The organism is Streptomyces sp. NPDC034084 (genome assembly GCF_055575535.1).
The window spans coordinates 193,737-211,944 of the sequence record NZ_JBVISK010000007.1; the positions used below are offsets into that span (position 1 = coordinate 193,737).

15 protein-coding genes are annotated in these 18,208 nt (G+C 73.5%); 6 read left to right on the forward strand and 9 right to left on the reverse strand.

The window, feature by feature from the left end:
- Positions 1 to 33: 33 nt before the first annotated feature.
- Positions 34 to 1,062, reverse strand: a complete 1,029-nt coding sequence (gene argC / locus ACZ51I_RS25730) for an N-acetyl-gamma-glutamyl-phosphate reductase (RefSeq protein WP_468880075.1) — start codon at positions 1,060 to 1,062, stop codon at positions 34 to 36.
- A 536-nt stretch (positions 1,063 to 1,598) separates the two neighbouring features.
- On the opposite strand from argC, the gene argG reads away from it, so the two are divergent.
- From argG to ACZ51I_RS25750, 4 genes are all read left to right on the forward strand, one after another.
- Positions 1,599 to 3,053 carry an argininosuccinate synthase gene (gene argG / locus ACZ51I_RS25735; protein WP_468880077.1) on the forward strand — a complete coding sequence of 485 codons (1,455 nt, stop codon included), beginning with the start codon at positions 1,599 to 1,601 and terminating at the stop codon, positions 3,051 to 3,053.
- A gap of 174 nt (positions 3,054 to 3,227) precedes the next feature.
- Entirely contained in the window at positions 3,228 to 4,559 is a 1,332-nt protein-coding gene (locus ACZ51I_RS25740) for a M48 family metalloprotease (protein WP_468880080.1), read from the forward strand.
- 85 nt (positions 4,560 to 4,644) lie between these two features.
- Positions 4,645 to 5,484, forward strand: coding sequence for a sigma factor-like helix-turn-helix DNA-binding protein (locus ACZ51I_RS25745; RefSeq protein ID WP_468880083.1), 840 nt, complete (start codon positions 4,645 to 4,647; stop codon positions 5,482 to 5,484).
- Positions 5,485 to 5,625: 141 nt separating this feature from the next.
- Positions 5,626 to 7,224 (forward strand): ABC-F family ATP-binding cassette domain-containing protein, encoded by a 1,599-nt coding sequence (locus ACZ51I_RS25750; RefSeq protein WP_468880085.1) that lies wholly within the window; start codon positions 5,626 to 5,628, stop codon positions 7,222 to 7,224.
- A 127-nt stretch (positions 7,225 to 7,351) separates the two neighbouring features.
- Here the strand turns inward: ACZ51I_RS25750 and ACZ51I_RS25755 are convergent, their stop codons facing one another.
- Together ACZ51I_RS25755 and ACZ51I_RS25760 are read right to left on the reverse strand one after the other, a co-directional pair.
- On the reverse strand, positions 7,352 to 8,512 hold the full coding sequence (locus ACZ51I_RS25755) for a methyltransferase (protein WP_468880087.1): 1,161 nt from the start codon (positions 8,510 to 8,512) through the stop codon (positions 7,352 to 7,354).
- Positions 8,513 to 8,596: 84 nt separating this feature from the next.
- Positions 8,597 to 9,049, reverse strand: coding sequence for a GNAT family N-acetyltransferase (locus ACZ51I_RS25760; RefSeq protein WP_468880088.1), 453 nt, complete (start codon positions 9,047 to 9,049; stop codon positions 8,597 to 8,599).
- 262 nt (positions 9,050 to 9,311) lie between these two features.
- On the opposite strand from ACZ51I_RS25760, the gene ACZ51I_RS25765 reads away from it, so the two are divergent.
- Positions 9,312 to 9,515: a DUF1918 domain-containing protein gene (locus ACZ51I_RS25765; protein ID WP_121829032.1), complete on the forward strand. Its 204-nt coding sequence runs from the start codon at positions 9,312 to 9,314 to the stop codon at positions 9,513 to 9,515.
- Between the two features lie 4 nt (positions 9,516 to 9,519).
- Here the strand turns inward: ACZ51I_RS25765 and ACZ51I_RS25770 are convergent, their stop codons facing one another.
- Positions 9,520 to 10,743, reverse strand: coding sequence for a glycoside hydrolase family 10-like protein (locus ACZ51I_RS25770; RefSeq protein WP_468880090.1), 1,224 nt, complete (start codon positions 10,741 to 10,743; stop codon positions 9,520 to 9,522).
- A 199-nt stretch (positions 10,744 to 10,942) separates the two neighbouring features.
- On the opposite strand from ACZ51I_RS25770, the gene ACZ51I_RS25775 reads away from it, so the two are divergent.
- On the forward strand, positions 10,943 to 11,803 hold the full coding sequence (locus tag ACZ51I_RS25775) for a 3-hydroxybutyryl-CoA dehydrogenase (RefSeq protein ID WP_468880092.1): 861 nt from the start codon (positions 10,943 to 10,945) through the stop codon (positions 11,801 to 11,803).
- Positions 11,804 to 11,955: 152 nt separating this feature from the next.
- Here the strand turns inward: ACZ51I_RS25775 and ACZ51I_RS25780 are convergent, their stop codons facing one another.
- The 5 genes from ACZ51I_RS25780 to pheS all read right to left on the reverse strand — a co-directional run bounded on the left by ACZ51I_RS25780 (position 11,956) and on the right by pheS (position 18,093).
- Complete coding sequence (locus ACZ51I_RS25780) at positions 11,956 to 12,486, reverse strand: NUDIX hydrolase (RefSeq protein ID WP_468880094.1); 531 nt, start codon at positions 12,484 to 12,486, stop codon at positions 11,956 to 11,958.
- Positions 12,487 to 12,548: 62 nt separating this feature from the next.
- Positions 12,549 to 13,889 (reverse strand): transcriptional regulator, encoded by a 1,341-nt coding sequence (locus ACZ51I_RS25785; protein ID WP_468880097.1) that lies wholly within the window; start codon positions 13,887 to 13,889, stop codon positions 12,549 to 12,551.
- A 280-nt stretch (positions 13,890 to 14,169) separates the two neighbouring features.
- On the reverse strand, positions 14,170 to 14,346 hold the full coding sequence (locus tag ACZ51I_RS25790; RefSeq protein WP_468880098.1) for a hypothetical protein: 177 nt from the start codon (positions 14,344 to 14,346) through the stop codon (positions 14,170 to 14,172).
- Positions 14,347 to 14,437: 91 nt separating this feature from the next.
- The gene (gene pheT / locus ACZ51I_RS25795; protein ID WP_468880101.1) at positions 14,438 to 16,966 is read right to left on the reverse strand and encodes a phenylalanine--tRNA ligase subunit beta; all 2,529 of its coding nucleotides are present in this window, start codon (positions 16,964 to 16,966) and stop codon (positions 14,438 to 14,440) included.
- Positions 16,966 to 18,093 (reverse strand): phenylalanine--tRNA ligase subunit alpha, encoded by a 1,128-nt coding sequence (pheS, locus tag ACZ51I_RS25800; protein WP_468880103.1) that lies wholly within the window; start codon positions 18,091 to 18,093, stop codon positions 16,966 to 16,968. Before pheS ends, pheT begins: the two co-directional genes overlap by 1 nt.
- Positions 18,094 to 18,208 lie beyond the last annotated feature (115 nt).

The following is an 18,208-nucleotide window of genomic DNA, read 5'->3' on the forward strand; positions in this document are numbered from 1 at the left end:
TCGTCTGCAGACCGGTGGCTGCGCGTGCGTCGCTCACGGAGCGACTCCCGTCGTGGAAAGTCCGGTGTCCTCGGGCAGCCCGAGGGCGATGTTCATGCTCTGCACGGCGCCGCCGGCGGTGCCCTTGGTGAGGTTGTCGATGGCGCTGATCGCGATGATCCGGTTCGCGTTGGCGTCGTACGCGACCTGCACCTGAACGGCGTTGGAACCGTGGACGGACGACGTCGCCGGCCACTGCCCCTCGGGGAGCAGGTGGACGAAGGGCTCGTCCGCGTAGGCCTTCTCGTACGCGGCCCGGACGCTCTCGGCGGTGACACCGGGCTTCGCGGTGGCGGTGCAGGTGGCGAGGATGCCGCGGGGCATCGGCGCCAGGGTGGGCGTGAAGGAGACGGTGACCCGTTCCCCCGCCGGTCCGCTGAGGTTCTGGATCATCTCGGGCGTGTGACGGTGGCCGCCTCCGACGCCGTACGGGGACATGTTGCCCATGACCTCGCTGCCGAGCAGGTGCGGCTTGAGGGCCTTGCCGGCGCCGGAGGTGCCGGAGGCGGCGACGATCACGGCCTCGGGCTCGGCGAGACCGTCCGCGTACGCCGGGAAGAGCGCGAGCGAGACGGCGGTCGGGTAGCAGCCGGGGACCGCGACCCGCTTGGCCCCCTCCAGGGCGGCGCGGGCACCCGGCAGTTCGGGGAGGCCGTAGGGCCAGGTCCCGGCGTGCGGGGAGCCGTAGTACGTCTCCCAGTCGGCGGGGTCCTTGAGGCGGAAGTCCGCCCCCATGTCGACGACGAGCACGTCGGGCCCGAGCTGCTCGGCGACGGCGGCGGACTGACCGTGCGGCAGCGCGAGGAAGACCACGTCGTGTCCGGCGAGCTCCTCGGCGGTGGTGGGCGCGAGGACGCGGTCGGCGAGCGGGAGCAGATGGGGCTGGAGGGCCCCGAGTCGCTGGCCGGCGTTGGAGTGGCCGGTCAGCGTCCCGATCTCCACGTGGGGGTGGGCGAGGAGGAGACGCAGGAGCTCTCCGCCCGCGTATCCGCTCGCACCCGCCACTGCTACTCGTACCGTCATCGAAACCCTCCTCATGGATGGCATGACTATACGTACCGACGAACTTTTATGCAACGACGCGCGGCGACCGCCGGGCGGGGGCGCGCCGGGCGTCCGGTCGACATCCGGTCGCCGCCGACGGCGCGACCCCGGCTCCCGCCGACCGGTCGGACCTCACCTACGAACGCGGCGACCGGCCGCGCCACCACGGGAGCCTGCCGCTCCGCGGCGGTCCCCGCCGGAGGGCACCCGACGCGAGGCAGGCTCGGGCACGCCCTCGCCGAGGGGGCGCGGCCCGCCCGCGACCCGACGCTCCCCGTCGACCCGGCGGTTCGGCCGCCGGTCACGAGGACCCGGCCACGCGGCTCGCGGCCTCCGCCCACCCCGGGCTCTCCGAAGCCCGCCCGGTGGAGCCGCTGGAGGATTCGGCGGCGGCCTGCCATCAGGCGCTGCCGGTCACGCGGATACGGGCACTCCTGGACCGGACTGCACACCCGCCCCCTGGTGTCCCCGAGAGCCCCTTTGCATGACCATGCGAGATGATGCATACTCTTCCTATGTCCAAGGTCCTCACCTCCCTGCCCGCCGGCGAGCGCGTCGGCATCGCCTTCTCCGGCGGCCTCGACACCTCCGTCGCGGTCGCATGGATGCGCGACAAGGGCGCCATCCCCTGCACCTACACCGCCGACATCGGCCAGTACGACGAGCCCGACATCGCCTCGGTGCCCGGCCGCGCGAAGACCTACGGTGCCGAGATCGCGCGCCTGGTGGACTGCCGCGCCGCGCTGGTCGAGGAAGGACTTGCCGCGCTCAGCTGCGGCGCGTTCCACATCCGCTCGGGCGGCCGCGCGTACTTCAACACCACCCCGCTCGGCCGCGCCGTCACCGGCACCCTGCTGGTCCGGGCGATGCTCGAGGACGACGTCCAGATCTGGGGCGACGGCTCGACCTTCAAGGGCAACGACATCGAGCGGTTCTACCGCTACGGCCTGCTCGCCAACCCGCACCTGCGGATCTACAAGCCCTGGCTGGACGCGGACTTCGTGACCGAGCTCGGCGGCCGCAAGGAGATGTCGGAGTGGCTGCTCGCCCACGACCTCCCCTACCGGGACAGCACCGAGAAGGCGTACTCCACCGACGCCAACATCTGGGGCGCCACCCACGAGGCCAAGACCCTGGAGCACCTGGACACGGGCGTCGAGACCGTCGACCCGATCATGGGCGTGAGGTTCTGGGACCCCTCGGTCGAGATCGCCACCGAGGACGTCACGATCGGCTTCGAGCAGGGCCGCCCGGTGACCATCAACGGCAAGGAGTTCCACTCCCCCGTCGACCTGGTCATGGAGGCGAACGCCATCGGCGGCCGCCACGGCATGGGCATGTCCGACCAGATCGAGAACCGGATCATCGAGGCCAAGAGCCGCGGCATCTACGAGGCGCCCGGCATGGCGCTGCTGCACGCCGCGTACGAGCGCCTGGTCAACGCCATCCACAACGAGGACACCCTCGCCCAGTACCACAACGAGGGCCGGCGTCTCGGCCGCCTCATGTACGAGGGACGGTGGCTCGACCCGCAGGCCCTCATGGTCCGCGAGTCGCTCCAGCGCTGGGTCGGCGCGGCCGTCACCGGCGAGGTGACGCTGCGGCTGCGGCGCGGCGAGGACTACTCGATCCTCGACACCACGGGCCCGGCCTTCAGCTACCACCCGGACAAGCTGTCCATGGAGCGCACCGAGGACTCGGCCTTCGGCCCGGTGGACCGGATCGGTCAGCTCACCATGCGCAACCTCGACATCGCCGACTCCCGGGCGAAGCTGGAGCAGTACGCGGGCCTCGGCCTGATCGGCACCGGCAGCCCCGCCATCGGTGCCGCCCAGGCGGCCGCGACCGGTCTGATCGGCACCATGCCGCAGATGCCCGAGGGCGGCGCCGAGGCCATCGCCTCCCGAGGCGAGGTCTCCGACGACGAGGAGATGCTGGACCGGGCCGCGATGGAGTTCGGCACGGACTGACGAGCCCCGGCTCCCCAGCCACGGAAGGCCGGTTCGACACCTTTGTGTCGGACCGGCCTTTTCGCTGGTCGGAGCAGCTGCCACCAGCGGCTCGGGAGGTGTGTGGGGGCCGCTAGTCTCTGCGCGAATCGGAACGGGGCGTGCCGCGCGGCACGCCGGGGTGGGGAGTACGGAATGACGGAGACGGCACACGCGGTTCGCGCGGCGGGAAGAGCCTGCCCCGAGTGCGGGGAGCCGGTGGCCGACGGCGGGCAGTACGTCACCTGGTGCGCCGCGTGCGACTGGAACGTGGACCCCGGCGCGCGGGACGAGGAGGCCCCGGGGCGGATCGAGCGCCTGCGTCGGCGCCTCGCGCGAGAGTACGGGGAGCAGCTCATCGCCGACCTCGAGGACCCGGCCGCCGGTGCCATGCCCGGCGCGACGGCGGACGGGCCCCGCCGGGGCACCCGGCGGGGGCGGGCCGGCGCCTGGGCCACGGCGCTCGCGGTGTCGGTCCACGGCGTGACCGTCGCCCTGCTCGCCGGCGGCCTCTGGCTGCTCGTCGCCTTCTGGGGCAGGGGCGCCCTGCCCGCGCTCGGGGGCCTTCTGATCGGCCTCGCCGTCGTGCTCCGGCCCCGGTTCGCCCGTCTCCCGAAGGACGACGGTCGCCGGTCGCTCCTGCGCCGGACGGACGCGCCCCGGCTCTTCGTACTGCTCGACGAGGTCGCGGGGACCGTGGGGACGACGGGTGTGCGGGCCGTGGTGATCGACGCCGACGTCAACGCCTCGGTCAGCACGTACGGCATCCGGCAGCACCGTGTGCTCCACATCGGCCTCGGCCTCTGGGAGATCCTGTCCCCGCAGGAGCGGATCGCGGTCCTGGGCCACGAGTTCGGGCACTACGCCCATGGGGACACCCGCCGCTCCCTGCTCGTCGGCAGCGCGTTCCAGTCCCTCCGCACCTGGCGCTACACGCTGGCCCCGGAGCGCGCCCACAGCCTCGCCCAGGACCTCGTGAACCTGGTGACCGCCCTGCCCCGGCTGCTCGTCGACGGCATCCTCTTCCTCCTGGAGCACCTGACCCTGCGCGAGTCGCAGCGCGCCGAGTACCTCGCCGACTCGTCCGCCGCCCGCGCGGCGGGCACGGAGGCGGCGGCCGGGCTGATGGACCGGCTCCTCATCGCCCCGGGCGTCGCGGGCCACCTGCGCCGGGAGGCCGTCGCGGCGCAGACCCGGATCGGGGGTGCGACGCGGCGCGAGGATCCCTCCGAGGGCCTGTGGGAACGGCTGGCCGCGCACGCCACGTCGGTTCCGGAGCGCGAGTACGAGCGGCTGCGCCGGGTCGCGGAGCGGCGCGGTCACCAGGTGGACTCGACGCACCCGCCCACCCATCTGCGGCACCGGCGGCTGACGCGGAGCACCCCGGGCGGGGCCCTGGTCGTCCTGGACGCTGCGCGGGCGGCGGAGGTCGACGCGGAGCTGGCCGGGACGAAGCGGAGCGTGGCGCGGGAGCTCGTACGGGGCTGATCCCGCGGGCCGGGGCCGGTGGCTGTCACATACCGGCGGGTCCTCGCGTCAACGCGGTGACGCAACCGACGAGGAGTGATGCGCCATGCACGACGACACGTTCCTGACCGCGCTGACCGGCCGTTTCGACGCCCACGAGGAGCAGTTGCGGGCCGTCGCCCTACGGCTGACGGGGTCGCCGGCGGAGGCCGAGGCGGCGCTCGCGGCGGCGCGGGCGAGCCTCGCGCGGGCCGACGGTGCGACCGTACGCGCCTGGCTGACGGCGGCGGTGGGCGAGGCGTGCGTACGGGGGCTCCAGGAACGGGAAGCGCGGGCGCCGGGGACGGGGGCTCCGGCGCGGGGAACGGGGATGCCGGACGTCCGGCGTGACGGCGTCGGCTCCCTGTGGCTGGTGTTGCTCGTGATGCTGGAGCGGCTCGGGGAGGAGGAGCGGCTCGCCTATGTCCTGCACGATGTGTTCGGGCTGCCCGCGCCCGAGACCGCGCGGATCGTCGGCGGGTCCCCTGAGTCGGCGGCGCGGCTGGCCCGACGGGCGCGGGAGCGGCTCCGGGGCGGCGGGACGGCCCGTACCGCAGGTGACCGGGGACGGCAGCGCGCGGTGGTCGACCGCTTCCTGGCGGCGGCACGCGCGCGTGACGTCCGCGCGCTGGTGGCGGTTCTCGACCCGGGTGTCGTCGCGTACTCCGAGGGCGGCCCGGTGCACGGGGCGGCCGCGGTCGCCGAGACGGCCGCCGCCTTCGCACGGAGCACGGACGTGTCGCGGCCCGCGCTGGTCGACGGGGCGGTCGGCGCGGTCGGGTTCTCCGCCGGCCGCCCGGTCTCGGCGTTCGCGGCCGCCCTGCGCCGGGACCGGATCGTCGCCCTCTCCCTCACCACCGGCGAAGACCGGGTACGCGCGCTCGACCTGGCCTTTCCCGACTCCTGAGGCGCTGCCGGGGAGAAACTCCGGTGCGCCCGCGGGCCCGCTCCGTTAGCCTCGACCGCATGTCCACGCCCCGAATCTCCTAGCTGAGGACCCGCACTCACGCCACCCGTGTGTCCTCAAGTCCGTTCGGAGCGTTATCCCATGATCACCGTTCGTGGTGCCGACGTGCGCGTCGGTGCCCGGCTCCTGCTGTCCGGCGTCTCCTTCCACGTCGCCCCCGGCGACCGCATCGGTCTGGTCGGCCGCAACGGCGCCGGCAAGACCACCCTTCTCGACACCCTGGCCGGGTTGCGTGCCCCGGCCGCCGGCAGCGTCACCCGTACCGGCCCTGTCGGCCATCTCGCCCAGGACGCGCGCGCCGCCGACCCCGCCGTGACCGTCACCGACCGGATCCTCTCCGCGCGCGGCCTCGACCGGGCGGTCCGGCGGCTCGCGGAGGCCGCCCGGCGGCTCGGCGAGGCGCCCGACGCGCGGACGCTCGCCGCGTACGACGCGGCCGAGACCGCCTTCGAGGCGGGCGGCGGTTACGCGGCGGAGGCGGAGGCCGCCCGGGTCGCCGCCGGCCTCGGGCTGCCCCACGAGCTCATGGACCGGCCCGTCGGCCGGCTGTCCGGCGGCCAGAAGCGCCGGGTCGAACTGGCCCGGATCCTCTTCGCCGGTCACGGGCGGGACAGCACGCTCCTGCTCGACGAGCCGACCAACCACCTGGACGCCGACTCGATCGGCTGGCTGCGCGGCCACCTCGCCACCCACCGGGGCGGACTCGTGCTGATCAGCCACGACGTGCGGCTTCTCGCCGACACGGTCAACCGGGTCTTCCACCTCGACCCCCGGCGCGCCGCCCTGGACGCGCACAACACCGGCTGGGACGCGTACCTCGCCCAGCGGGACGCCGACGAGCGGCGCCGGGTGCGCGAGCGTGCCAACGCCGAGCGGAAGGCGGCCGCCCTGCACGCGCAGGCGGACCGCATGAAGTCCCGGGTGGCGACGGCGACCACGGCCCGCAGCATGGCGCGCCGCGCCGACCGGATGCTCGCCGGCCTCGACCCGGCGCGCCAGGCCGAGCGGGTCGCCCGCATCCGGCTGCCCGAGCCCGCCCCCTGCGGCCGGACGCCGCTGGGCGCGGTGTCGCTCACCAAGGCGTACGGGGATCGGCCGGTCCTCGACGGCGTGGACCTGGCCGTGGACCGGGGCAGTCGCCTGGTCGTGCTCGGGCTCAACGGGGCCGGCAAGACGACCCTGCTGCGGCTCCTCGCCGGCAGGGAGACCCCCGACGCGGGGCGGGTGGTGCACGGGCACGGGCTGCGGCTCGGCTACTTCGCCCAGGAGCACGAGACGCTGGACCCGGGGCGTACGGTCCGGGAGAACCTCGCGGCGGCGGCTCCGCACCTGACGGACGGTGAGGTACGGACGGTGCTCGGTGCCTTCCTGTTCCGGGGCGACGACGCCGACAAGCCGGCCGGGGTGCTCTCCGGCGGCGAGAAGACGCGGCTCGCGCTGGCCGCCCTGGTGCACTCCGGCGCGAACGTGCTGCTCCTGGACGAGCCCACCAACAACCTGGACCCGGCGTCACGCGACGAGGGCCTCGCGGCGGTGGGCACCTATCCGGGCGCGATCGTGATGGTCACGCACGACGAGGGCGCGATCGACGCGCTGAGCCCGGAGCGGGTGCTGCTGCTCCCGGACGCGGACGAGGACCTGTGGAGCGCGGAGTACCGGGAGCTGGTCGGCCTGGCGTGAGGCGGGTCGCCCGGGGCCGCCGCCCGACGGCGCCCCCGGGCGGGACGCCGGTTCGTCGCGCCGCCGTGTGACGCGGGCGATCCCCGAGGGTCGCGATCCGGCGGATCACGTCCCTCGGGGACGCCCGCTAGGGCGCCACCGCGCGCAGGACCACGAACTTGGCGTCGCTGGCGACGAGTTCGCTGTTGCCGAAGATGCGGCGGAGGGTGACGTGGTAGCCGAGGTGCCGGTTGCCGATGACCCACAGTTCGCCGCCGGGTCGCAGGGCACGCCGGGCGTCCGAGAACATGCGGCGGGCGGTGCGGTCGGTGGTGGCCTGGTGGGTGTGGAACGGCGGGTTGTTGAGGACGAGGTCCACCGAGCCGGGCGGCAGCGCAGCGAGCCCGTCGCCGACGAGGAACTCGGCCTTGCGGTCCTCGCCCGCGTGGGCGCGGAAGTTCTCCTCGGCGGAGGCGACGGCCTGGTACGACTCGTCGGTGAAGACCAGTTCCGCCTCGGGCTCGGCGAGGGCGATGGCGAGACCGACGACGCCGTTGCCGCAGCCGAGGTCGGCGACGCGGGCCCTGCCGAGGTGGCCGGGCAGGTTCGCGAGGAAGAAGCGGGTGCCGATGTCGAGGCGGTCGGCGCAGAAGACGCCGGCGTGGTTCGTGACGGTCAGGCCGGGAAGGCCGGGCGCCGGGGTGTCGGCCGGGAGGTCGTACCGGTGCGGCCAGGGGTTCGGGCGCGGAGTGAGGGCGGGATCGGGGGTGGTGTGGATCAGCCGGGCCTTCTTCACCGCGAGCGAGGTGCGGGTGGGGCCGAGGATCCGCTCGAAGAGCTTGAGCGTGGAGGTGTGGATCTCCTTGACCATGCCGGCGCCGACGATCACGGTGCCCTCGTGCACGGCGGGCGCGAGCCGGTGCAGCTGGTCCTCCAGGAGCGCGAGGCTCTTGGGGACGCGGACGAGGAGCACGTCGATCCGCTCGGGCGGCGGGTCCTGGGTGGTGAGCAGCCGGACGGCGTCCGGGGCGGCTCCGGCGCGGGCGAGGTTGGCCCGGGTCGCCTGCCCGCCGAGGTACGAGTCGGAGATCTGGACGAGTTCGCGGGGTCCGGCGGCCCGCAGCGCGGTGACGAGGGCTCCCCAGCGGTCGCCGAGGACGGCGACGGTGCCGGACAGGTCGGTACCGGTCTCGGCCAGGTGCCCGAGGAGGTACTCGTCGGCCGCGTCCCAGGCGCGCAGCTGGTCGCGCGGGTCCTCGGGGAAGCGGGTCAGCGTGAAGGCGCCCCATGACGTGCTCAAACGGTTCATCGTGGTCTCAGGCTAGCCGCTTCCGGCCGGGTACGGTGGCGCCCCTGGTCAAGGGTGGTTTCGCGGGAGCGGAGGGGTCCGGCTCTACTGCCGCCCGAGAGCCATCCACTTGTCCGGATCCCGCAGCGGTGCGAAACCCACCTTCTCGTACACGCCGTGCGCGTCGGCGGTGGCGAGCATGATGCGGTTCAGCCCGTACGGCTCCAGGAGGTCCCGGACGGCGGTGACGAGCGCGGTGCCGAGGCCGGTGCCGCGGGCCGGGCGGTCGACGTAGACGTCGCAGAGCCACGCGAAGGTGGCGTAGTCGGTGACCACGCGCGCGTAGGCGCTCATCTCGCCGGTCTCCCGGTGGTACGCGCCGAGGTTGAGCGAGCCCGCGATGGCCCGGTCCTGCTTCTCCCGAGGCCGGCCGAGGGCCCAGTAGGCGTCGGTGGAGATCCAGTGGTGGACGCGGGCCGCGTCGATCCGGGCGGGGTCGGACGAGATCTCGTACGCCCCGTGCGTGACGGGGTCCTCGGGAAGGGTGCTGTCGCTCATGAGCGCAGGCTTCCAGGACGGCGGGGGCTTGTCAGGCGAATTTGCCGGAGGCGCCGCGGGACCGGAGCCGGGGGCGGGCGGGAGCGGCGGTGCACCGCCGAGGGGTGGCCGGGGAGGCGGTGCCCCGGGCGCGCAGGTCCCCCTCGCGGTCCCGCCGGGGGCGCAGAGCCGGCGCGACGGATCCGGGCCGGGCGGGTCACAATGGCAGACAAGACCCTGCGCAGGACAGGACAGGACAGGCCCGGTCGCGAGGAGGCCCCCGATGCAGGCGAGCGTGGGCGACAAGCTGCTGGTACACGGCCGGACCGTCGGTCATCACGACCGCACGGCCGAGGTCCTTCAGGTACTGGGGGAGAACGGCACTCCCCCGTACCGCGTGAAGTTCGACGACGACGGCCACGAGGCCCTGATGTCGCCGGGCCCCGACACCGTCGTACGCCACCACCCTGAGGCGGGGACCGGCTGAGTTCCTACCTCGGTGGACGGACCCGGGTCGGGTAGTGATCGGACACCACGGTGCTCATCGCCCCGATCGGGTCCGCGGCCACGTCCTTCCCCGAGAAGAAGCAGTGACCGCCCACCGAGGGGTACGTGCGGGCCAGCTCCAGGTGGCGTGAGAGTTCCCCCGGGTCCTGCCAGGCCGCGGGCTGGGCGGGATCGCCCGCCTTGTAGAGCGCCTCGCCGATGTAGAGGCCGACGCCCGTGTCCCGGACCACCGCGTCCCACCAGGGCAGCAGCTTGGCGTAGTCGGCGGCGGGCAGCCCGATGTTCCAGTACAACTGCGGGATCACGTGGTCGACCCAGCCCTCCCGGACCCACTTCCGGGTGTCGGCGTACAGGTCGTCGTAGGTCTGGACACCGGCGCTGGTGTCCGAGCCCTCGGGGTCGGTGGCGATGTTCCGCCAGACCCCGAAAGGGCTCGTCCCGAAGGCCGTCCCCCTCTTGGTCTCCTTGATCCGCGCGGACATCTCCGAGACCAGGAGATCGATGTTGTGGCGGCGCCAGGACGCCTTGTCGGGAAAGTCACCCCCGTACCGCCCGTACGCCTCGTCGTCGGCGAAGACCTGCCCGGCCACCGGGTACGGATAGAAGTAGTCGTCCCAGTGCACGGCGTCGATGTCGTAGCGGCGCAGGGCGTCCAGCATCGCGTCCTGGACGAAGCCGCGGACCTCGGGCAGCCCCGGGTCGTAGTAGAGCCTCCCGCCGTACGGCACCACCCACTCCGGATGGAGCCGGGCCGGATGGCCGGCGACCAGCCGGCCCGGGTCCGTGTGATTCGCCACGCGGTACGGGTTGAACCAGGCGTGCAGCTGGAGCCCCCGCGCGTGGGCCTCCTCGACGGCCGTGCCCAGCGGGTCCCAGCCGGGGTCCCGGCCCTGCGTCCCGGTCAGGCACTCCGCCCACGGCTCGTACGGCGAGGGCCACAGCGCGTCCGCGGTGGGCCGGACCTGGAGGACCACCGTGTTGAGCCGGCGCCCGACGGCCGTGTCCAGGTGGCCGAGCAGCTCGGCGCGCTGCTCCTCGGCGGTCAGCCCGGCCCGGGAGGGCCAGTCGCGGTTGGCGACCGTCGCCAGCCACATGCCGCGGAACTCCCGTCGGCGGTGCGCCTCCCCCCGTACCGGCTGCGCGGCGCCGGCCACCGACGCCCCTGTCGTTCCCGTCACGGCGAGCGCCGCTCCGGCGGCACCGGCCACGAACCCTCTTCTGCCGAAAGGCCGCACTTGTACCCCTCCTCTGTCGGATACGTCACACGCACCGGGAGAGCATGCCCGCCCCGGACGATCGATCATCGGTTAATGAGCGGTAACGTCGTGGGGGTAGAGGCGGACGCATCCGGAATCACACGGGCCCCCGCCGCCGGAGAAGAGCGAAAGGCACGAGGTGACGGACTCCATGGCCGACATTGAGCGCGTCGGAGTGGTGGGCTGCGGCCAGATGGGCGCGGGCATCGCGGAGGTGTGTGCCCGGAGCGGGCTCGAGGTGAGGGTCGCCGAGACCACCGGCGAGGCGCTGGAGATCGGCCGCACACGGCTCTACAACTCGCTGAACAAGGCCGCCGAACGCGGCAAGATCAGCGAGGAGGAGCGGGACGCGACGCTCGCCCGCCTCAGCTTCACCACCGACCTCGGCGAGTTCGCCGACCGCGACCTCGTCATCGAGGCGGTCGTGGAGAACGAGCAGGTCAAGACCGAGATCTTCCAGGTCCTCGACCAGGTGATGACCCGGCCGGACGCCATCCTGGCCTCGAACACCTCCTCCATCCCGCTGGTCAAGCTGGCCGTGGCGACCTCCCGCCCCGACCAGGTCATCGGCATCCACTTCTTCAACCCGGCCCCGGTGCAGAAGCTCGTCGAGCTGATCCCGGCCCTCACCACCTCCGAGGGCACGATCAGCCGGGCCCAGGCCTTCGCGGAGAAGGTGCTCGGCAAGCACGCGATCCGTGCCCAGGACCGCTCCGGCTTCGTGGTCAACGCGCTGCTCGTGCCGTACCTCCTCTCGGCGATCCGGATGTTCGAGTCGGGCATCGCGAGCCGCGAGGACATCGACAACGGCATGGAGTTCGGCTGCGCCCACCCGATGGGCCCGCTGAAGCTCTCCGACCTGATCGGTCTGGACACGATCGCGTCGATCGCGGACTCGATGTACTACGAGTTCAAGGAGCCGCTGTACGCCGCTCCCCCGCTGCTCCAGCGCATGGTGGACGCGGGCCGGCTGGGCCGGAAGACGGGCTCGGGCTTCTACCCGTACTCCTGAACCACCGGTTCTCCCCAGACCCGGAGGTCCTGGACCGCCGGTTCTCCCCAGACCCGGAGTCCGGCGTCCGACCCCTGACGCCGTCACTCCGGCCGGACGGCCCGTACACCCGCACAGGTACGGGCCGTCCGGCACACCTTCCGCCCCACCCCTCAGCCGAGGCGCAGATGGTGGAGCATCAGCAGTCCGGCCGCCATGTTGGCGGCCGGGATCTCGCCCCGGGCGATCATGTCGGGCACCTGCTTCAGCGGGACCCAGGCCCGCCGTGAGGACTCGAACGCGTCCTCGGGCGGTCCCGTGTAGGTGGCCCGCTCCGCCCAGTAGAGGTGGTGGCGGGCGTCGGTGAGGCCGTTCGAGGGTTCGACGGTGAGGAGATGGCGCAGCGGCCCCGGCCGCCAGCCGGTCTCCTCCTCCATCTCGCGGGCGGCGGCGGCCTCGACGTCCTCGCCGTCCTCGACGACGCCGGCGGCCAGTTCCCAGCCCCAGCTGTCGGTGATGAAGCGGTGGCGCCAGAGCATCAGGACTTCGTCGGCCTCGTTGACGGCCGTCGCGACGGCGACCGGGCGGAGCCGGATCAGATAGTGGTCGAGGTGGCGGCCGTCCGGGAGTTCGACGTCCGCGAGGTTCACCCGGAACCAGCGATTCTCATAGACGGAGCGTTCACTCAGTTTCGTCCACTGCACGTTCTTGCCACCTTCCGATCGGTCGGTGCTTGTCTGGTGGCAATATCGCAGCAGTTGGCGGTTCAGAGGGGAACGCGCAGCGCCCCTTCGATGAGAGCGGCGGCCTCCCGGGCGTCCCCGGCGCCGCTCGCGAGGAGACGCTCCCGCACCTGCGTCAGCCGGTCCCGCAGCCGCCGCGACTCCATCCCGCGCGCCCGCTCCGTCATCTCCACCGCGGTGCGCGCCGCCCGGTCGGCCTCTCCTTGCCGCAGCTCGATCTGGCACAGCATGGCGAGCCGGTGCACCCTGCCCCGGTCGTGCGAGGGCGTCCCGACCGCGGCCGCCGCGTGCTCGTGGGCCGCCCGGAGTTCACCCAGACCGAGCAGGGCCTCCGCCACCTGCACGTTGACGAACCCCGGCTGGACGTAGCCGGTCTCGGCCGGCTCCTCCCCGGGACTGATCCGTCCCGCCGCCGTCTCGGCCCGTCTGACGCAGGCCAGCGCGGACGCGCCGTCGCCCAGACGCGCGTACGCCTTCGCCTGCATCGCCGTCAGGTCGGCGGCGAGCGCCGGGGTGATCTGCCGCCCGGCCGCCCGCAGCGCCGCCTCCGCGAACGCCACGGCCTGCCGGTACTCCCCCATGAACAGCGACTGGTTGACGAGCAGCGCGATCACGTACGCGCCGAGCCCCCGGTCCCCGCTCGCCTTCGCGAGCCGCAACGCCTGGTGGAAGTAGCGCTGGGCGAGACCGTGCGCGTCCGCGTCGTACGCGCAGATCCCGGCCACCGCGACGAGCCCGCCGGTGGCCCGGTGCAGTTGCCGGCCGAGGGCGTCGCCGTACGCGCCGCGGAGCAGCGGCGCGGTCTCGGTGGTGAGGAAGCCGACGATCCGCGCCCGGGTCGCGATGCCGCCGGTCCGCCGGTACATCTGCTCGTAGTGCGACCGGGCGGCGCTCAGGACGGCGATGTCGGCCGCCGAGACCGTCGTCCGGCCCGTACGGGAGACGTCCGCGTCCTCCGGAGGGTTCTCCCACTCCCACACCGGCATCACCGCCGGGGTGCCGGTCACGGTCGGGGCGGCGACGATGTGCGGCCGCTGCTGCTCGTCGGAGCGCCACAGCGCGGCCGCCCGCTCCACGAAGCCGGAGAGCGGCGATCCGGCTTCCGGCGGAGGGCCGCCCGGCACCCCGAGACCGATGTCGTCCAGGGTGACCTGCCGGTGCAGCCGGGCGGCGAGCACCTCGCAGATCAGGTCGGGGACCTGGCCGCGCGGCCGCTGGCCCTTCAACCAGCGGGCCACGGCGGTGTGTTCGTACCGCAGGGCGAGGCCCCTGGCCCGGCCCGCGCGGTTCACACGGGCGGCCAGGCCGGCGTTCGAGACGCCCGCTTCGTCGAGCAGGGCGTCGAGCAAGGTGTTGGGCTGCATGACCGCTCCGGTCGCTCGCACGGCCGCTCCGCGCGCTCGGCGAACTCAGCGTAGCGGTGGCCGATTTCGCACGGGGTGTGAACGAAGTACCCGTTCACCCGGTCCGCGCACTCTGCCGTGCCCGCCCCGGCCCCGGTTGACTGTCCTTCTCGCCGCAAGGCGACGACCGGGCCGCCGGCTCCCCCTCGTACAACGCGGCCGCCCGGTCCGCGCCGCCCGCCCCGCTGATCTGCCCGACACTCCGTGGCGGGGCGGGCGGCACCGGCCCCGGCCCCTCCGCTCAGCAGTGGGAGGAGGGGGCGGGCCGGGGACGGCGCAGCCCGGGTTCGGCGGGCTGCGCCGGCACCCCGACACGGTCGTCGCGCACGACGAGCGGCGCGACGTCGTCGGCGGGCCGGCCGGCCGTGTGGTGCGGCACGCCCTCCGCCAGGCGTCCCACGCGCGCGTACGGCCGCACCCCGAGCGGTCTACGAGTTCAGGTCACACGGCGGAGGGCCGCCCCGGGAACATCCCGGGGCGGCCCTCCTGGTGGAGCTGTGCCGTGCCGCTCAGGCGCCGCGCAGGACGGCGCCCGTGCGCTCGGCGGCCAGGGCCACCGCGGCGTCGCGCGCCGCGCTGGCCTCGTCGACCGTCAGGGTGCGGTCCGGGGCGCGGAACTTCAGGGCGTATGCCAGGGACTTGCTGCCCTCGCCGAGCTGGTCGCCGGTGTAGACGTCGAACAGCCGGATGGACTCGAGGAGTTCACCCGCGCCCTCGGTGAGGGCGGCCTCGACCTCGGCGGCCGGGACACCGGCGGCGACGACGAGGGCGACGTCCTGGGTGGCGACCGGGAAGGAGGAGATCCGGGGGGCCTTCACGGGACCCTCGTTCGCCTTCTCCAGGAGGTCCAGGTCGATCTCCATCGCGCAGGAGCGGGCCGGGAGGCCGAACGCCTTCACCACACGCGGGTGGAGTTCGCCTGCGTGGCCGACGAGGACCTTCTCGCCGTCCACCTCGACGTGGAACGCGGCGCAGCGGCCCGGGTGCCAGGGCGCCTGCTGGTCGGCGCTGATGATCAGCTCGACCCCGGCCTCGGCGGCCACGGTCCGGCCGGCCTCGATCGCGTCCGCCCAGTCGGACGGACGGCCCTTGCCCCACCAGCCGGCCTGTTCGCGCGCGCCGGCGAGGACGACGGCGGCGCGGCGCGGCTGCGCGGGCAGCGCGGCGTTGACCGTGGCGATCTCCTCGTCGGTGGGGCGGCGGTCGACGGGCAGCCGGACGGCGACGCCGGGCTGTCCCCCGGGCCGGAAGACCAGACCGGTCTCGAAGAGCGCCAGGTCGTGGCTGCCGCGGCTGTCGTTGCGGCGGAGCGCGCCGAGCAGACCCGGGAGCAGGGTCGTACGGAGCGCGGGCTCCTCGTCGGAGAGCGGGTTGACCAGCTTCACGAGGCGGCGACGGTCGTCGTCCGTGTCGAGGCCGAGGTGGTCGAGGGCCTGCTCGCCGATGAACGGGTAGTTCAGCGCCTCGACGTAGCCGGCGCCGGCGAGCGCGCGGCCCACCCGGCGGTGGACGCGCTGGCGCTCGGTGAGCCCGCGGCCGGCCGGGGGCTTCGGCAGCGTGGAGGGCAGGTTCTCGTAGCCCTCCAGGCGGATGACCTCTTCGGCCAGGTCGTTCGGCACGTAGAGGTCGGGACGCCACGACGGGACGGTGACGACGAGCTCGTCCTGCCCGTAGACGTCGCAGCCGACCTCCTGGAGGCGGCGGACGACGATCTCGCGACCGTAGTCGACCCCCGCGACCTTGTCGGGGTGGTTCGCCGGCATGGTGATGGTGTGCGGCGCGGAGGGGGCGGCGATCTCGGTGACACCGGCCTCGGCGGTGCCGCCCGCGAGGAGCACGAGGAGGTCGACCGTGCGCTGCGCCGCCGCGGCGGCGGCCTGCGGGTCGACACCGCGCTCGAAGCGCTTGGACGCCTCGGAGGCCAGCTTGTGGCGGCGGGCCGTGCGGGCGATCGAGATCGCGTCGAAGTGCGCGGCCTCGATGACGACCTCGGTGGTGCCGGTGACGATGCCGGTCTCCGGGTCGGTGACCGGGTCGGCGATCTCGGTGTTGGCGCCGCCCATGACACCGGCGAGGCCGATCGGCCCGCGGTTGTCGGTGATGACCAGGTCCCCGGAGTCGAGGACGCGCGCGGTGCCGTCGAGGGTGGTGAACTTCTCGCCGGCGGCGGCGCGGCGGACCCCGATGGGGCCGTCGATCCGGCTGCGGTCGTAGGCGTGCAGCGGCTGGCCGAGTTCGATCATCACGTAGTTGGTGATGTCGACGGCGAGCGAGATCGGGCGCATGCCGACCTTCTGCAGCCGGCGCTGCAGCCAGATCGGGCTGCGGGCCTCGGGGTCGAGGCCGACCACCGTACGGGCCGTGAAGCGGTCGCAGCCGATCGGGTCGGCGATCTGGACCGGGTAGCCGTACGAGTTGGGCGCGGGCACGTCGAGGAGCGCCGGGTCGCGCAGCGGCAGGCCGTAGGCGGTGGCCGTCTCTCGGGCGACGCCGCGGATCGAGAGGCAGTAGCCGCGGTCCGGGGTGACGGCGATGTCGAGGACCTCGTCGAACAGCTCCAGGAGGACCGTGGCGTCGGTGCCGACCTCGTGCTCCGGCGGCAGCACGATGATGCCGTGCGTGCCGTCGTCGCCCATGCCGAGCTCGTCGCCGGAGCAGATCATGCCCCGGGAGACGCGGCCGTACGTCTTGCGCTCGGCGATCCGGAAGTCTCCGGGGAGCACGGCGCCGGGCAGGGCCACGACGACCTTGTCGCCCTCGGCGAAGTTCCGGGCGCCGCAGATGATCTCCTGGGGCTCACCGGTGCCGTTGGCCTGGCCGACGTCGACGGTGCAGAAGCGGATGGGCTTCTTGAACTCCGTCAGCTCCTCGATGGTGAGGACCCTGCCGACCACCAGCGGGCCGGTCAGGCCGGCGCCGAGCTGCTCGACGGTCTCGACCTCGAGGCCTGCCGAAATGAGCTTGGCCTGGACGTCGCGGCCGGTCTCCGTCGCCGGCAGGTCGACGTACTCCCGCAGCCAAGAAAGCGGGACCCGCATCAGATCTCCATCCCGAACGGCCGGGTGAACCGGACGTCACCCTCGACCATGTCTCGCATGTCGTCGACGTTGTGGCGGAACATCAGCATCCGCTCGATGCCGAACCCGAAGGCGAATCCGCTGTACTTCTCGGGGTCCACACCGCAGGCGACGAGCACCTTGGGGTTGACCATGCCGCAGCCGCCGAGCTCGATCCAGCCCTCGCTGCCGCAGGTGCGGCAGGGACGGTCCGGGTTGCCGACGGACTCGCCGCGGCAGACGTAGCAGAGCATGTCCATCTCGGCGGACGGCTCGGTGAACGGGAAGAAGTTCGGCCGCAGCCGGGTCTTCATGTCCGGGCCGAAGAGCGCCTGGACCATGTGGTCGAGGGTGCCCTTGAGGTCGGCCATGGTCAGGCCCTCGTCGACGGCGAGCAGCTCGATCTGGTGGAAGACCGGGGTGTGCGTGGCGTCGAGCTCGTCGGTGCGGTAGACGCGGCCGGGGCACACGACGTAGACCGGGGGCTCCCGGTCGATGAGCGTGCGGGCCTGGACCGGCGAGGTGTGCGTCCGGAGCACGACGCCGGACTCATCGCCGGTCGTCCCCTCGGGACCCTCGACGAAGAAGGTGTCCTGCATCTGCCGGGCCGGGTGGTCCGGGACGAAGTTGAGGGCGTCGAAGTTGAACCACTCCGCCTCGACCTCGGGGCCTTCGGCGACCTCGTACCCCATGGAGACGAAGACGTCGGAGACGCGCTCCATGAGCGTGGTCAGCGGGTGCCTGGCGCCGGCCGGGACGCGGTCGTACGGCAGGGTGACGTCGACGGCCTCCTCGACGAGGACCCGGGCGTCGCGCTCGGCCTCCAGCTCGGTCTGCCGGGCGGCGAGCGCCTTGGAGACGATGCCGCGGGCCTGGCCCACGAGCTTGCCGGCGGCGGCCTTGGCCTGCGGCGGCAGGGCACCGATCTCCCGGTTGGCGAGCGCCAGCGGCGAGGTGCCACCGGTGTGCGCGGTCTTCGCGTGTGCGAGCGCGTCGAGGTCGCCCGCGGCGGCGAAGGCGGCGAGCGCCTCGTCCCGCATGCGCTCGATCTCTTCCGGTTTCAGTGCCTCGACCTCAACCGGGTCGTACGACTTATTGGGTGCGGACATCTCTTCCCGTGCTTCCGTTGGCTGGCTGGGCGGCCCCGCTCGACGTCAAGGGCGCAAACGTGCCAAAGGACGAGTCTAACGGGGCGCGGGGACGCGAATGAGCCCGTGGGCAGGC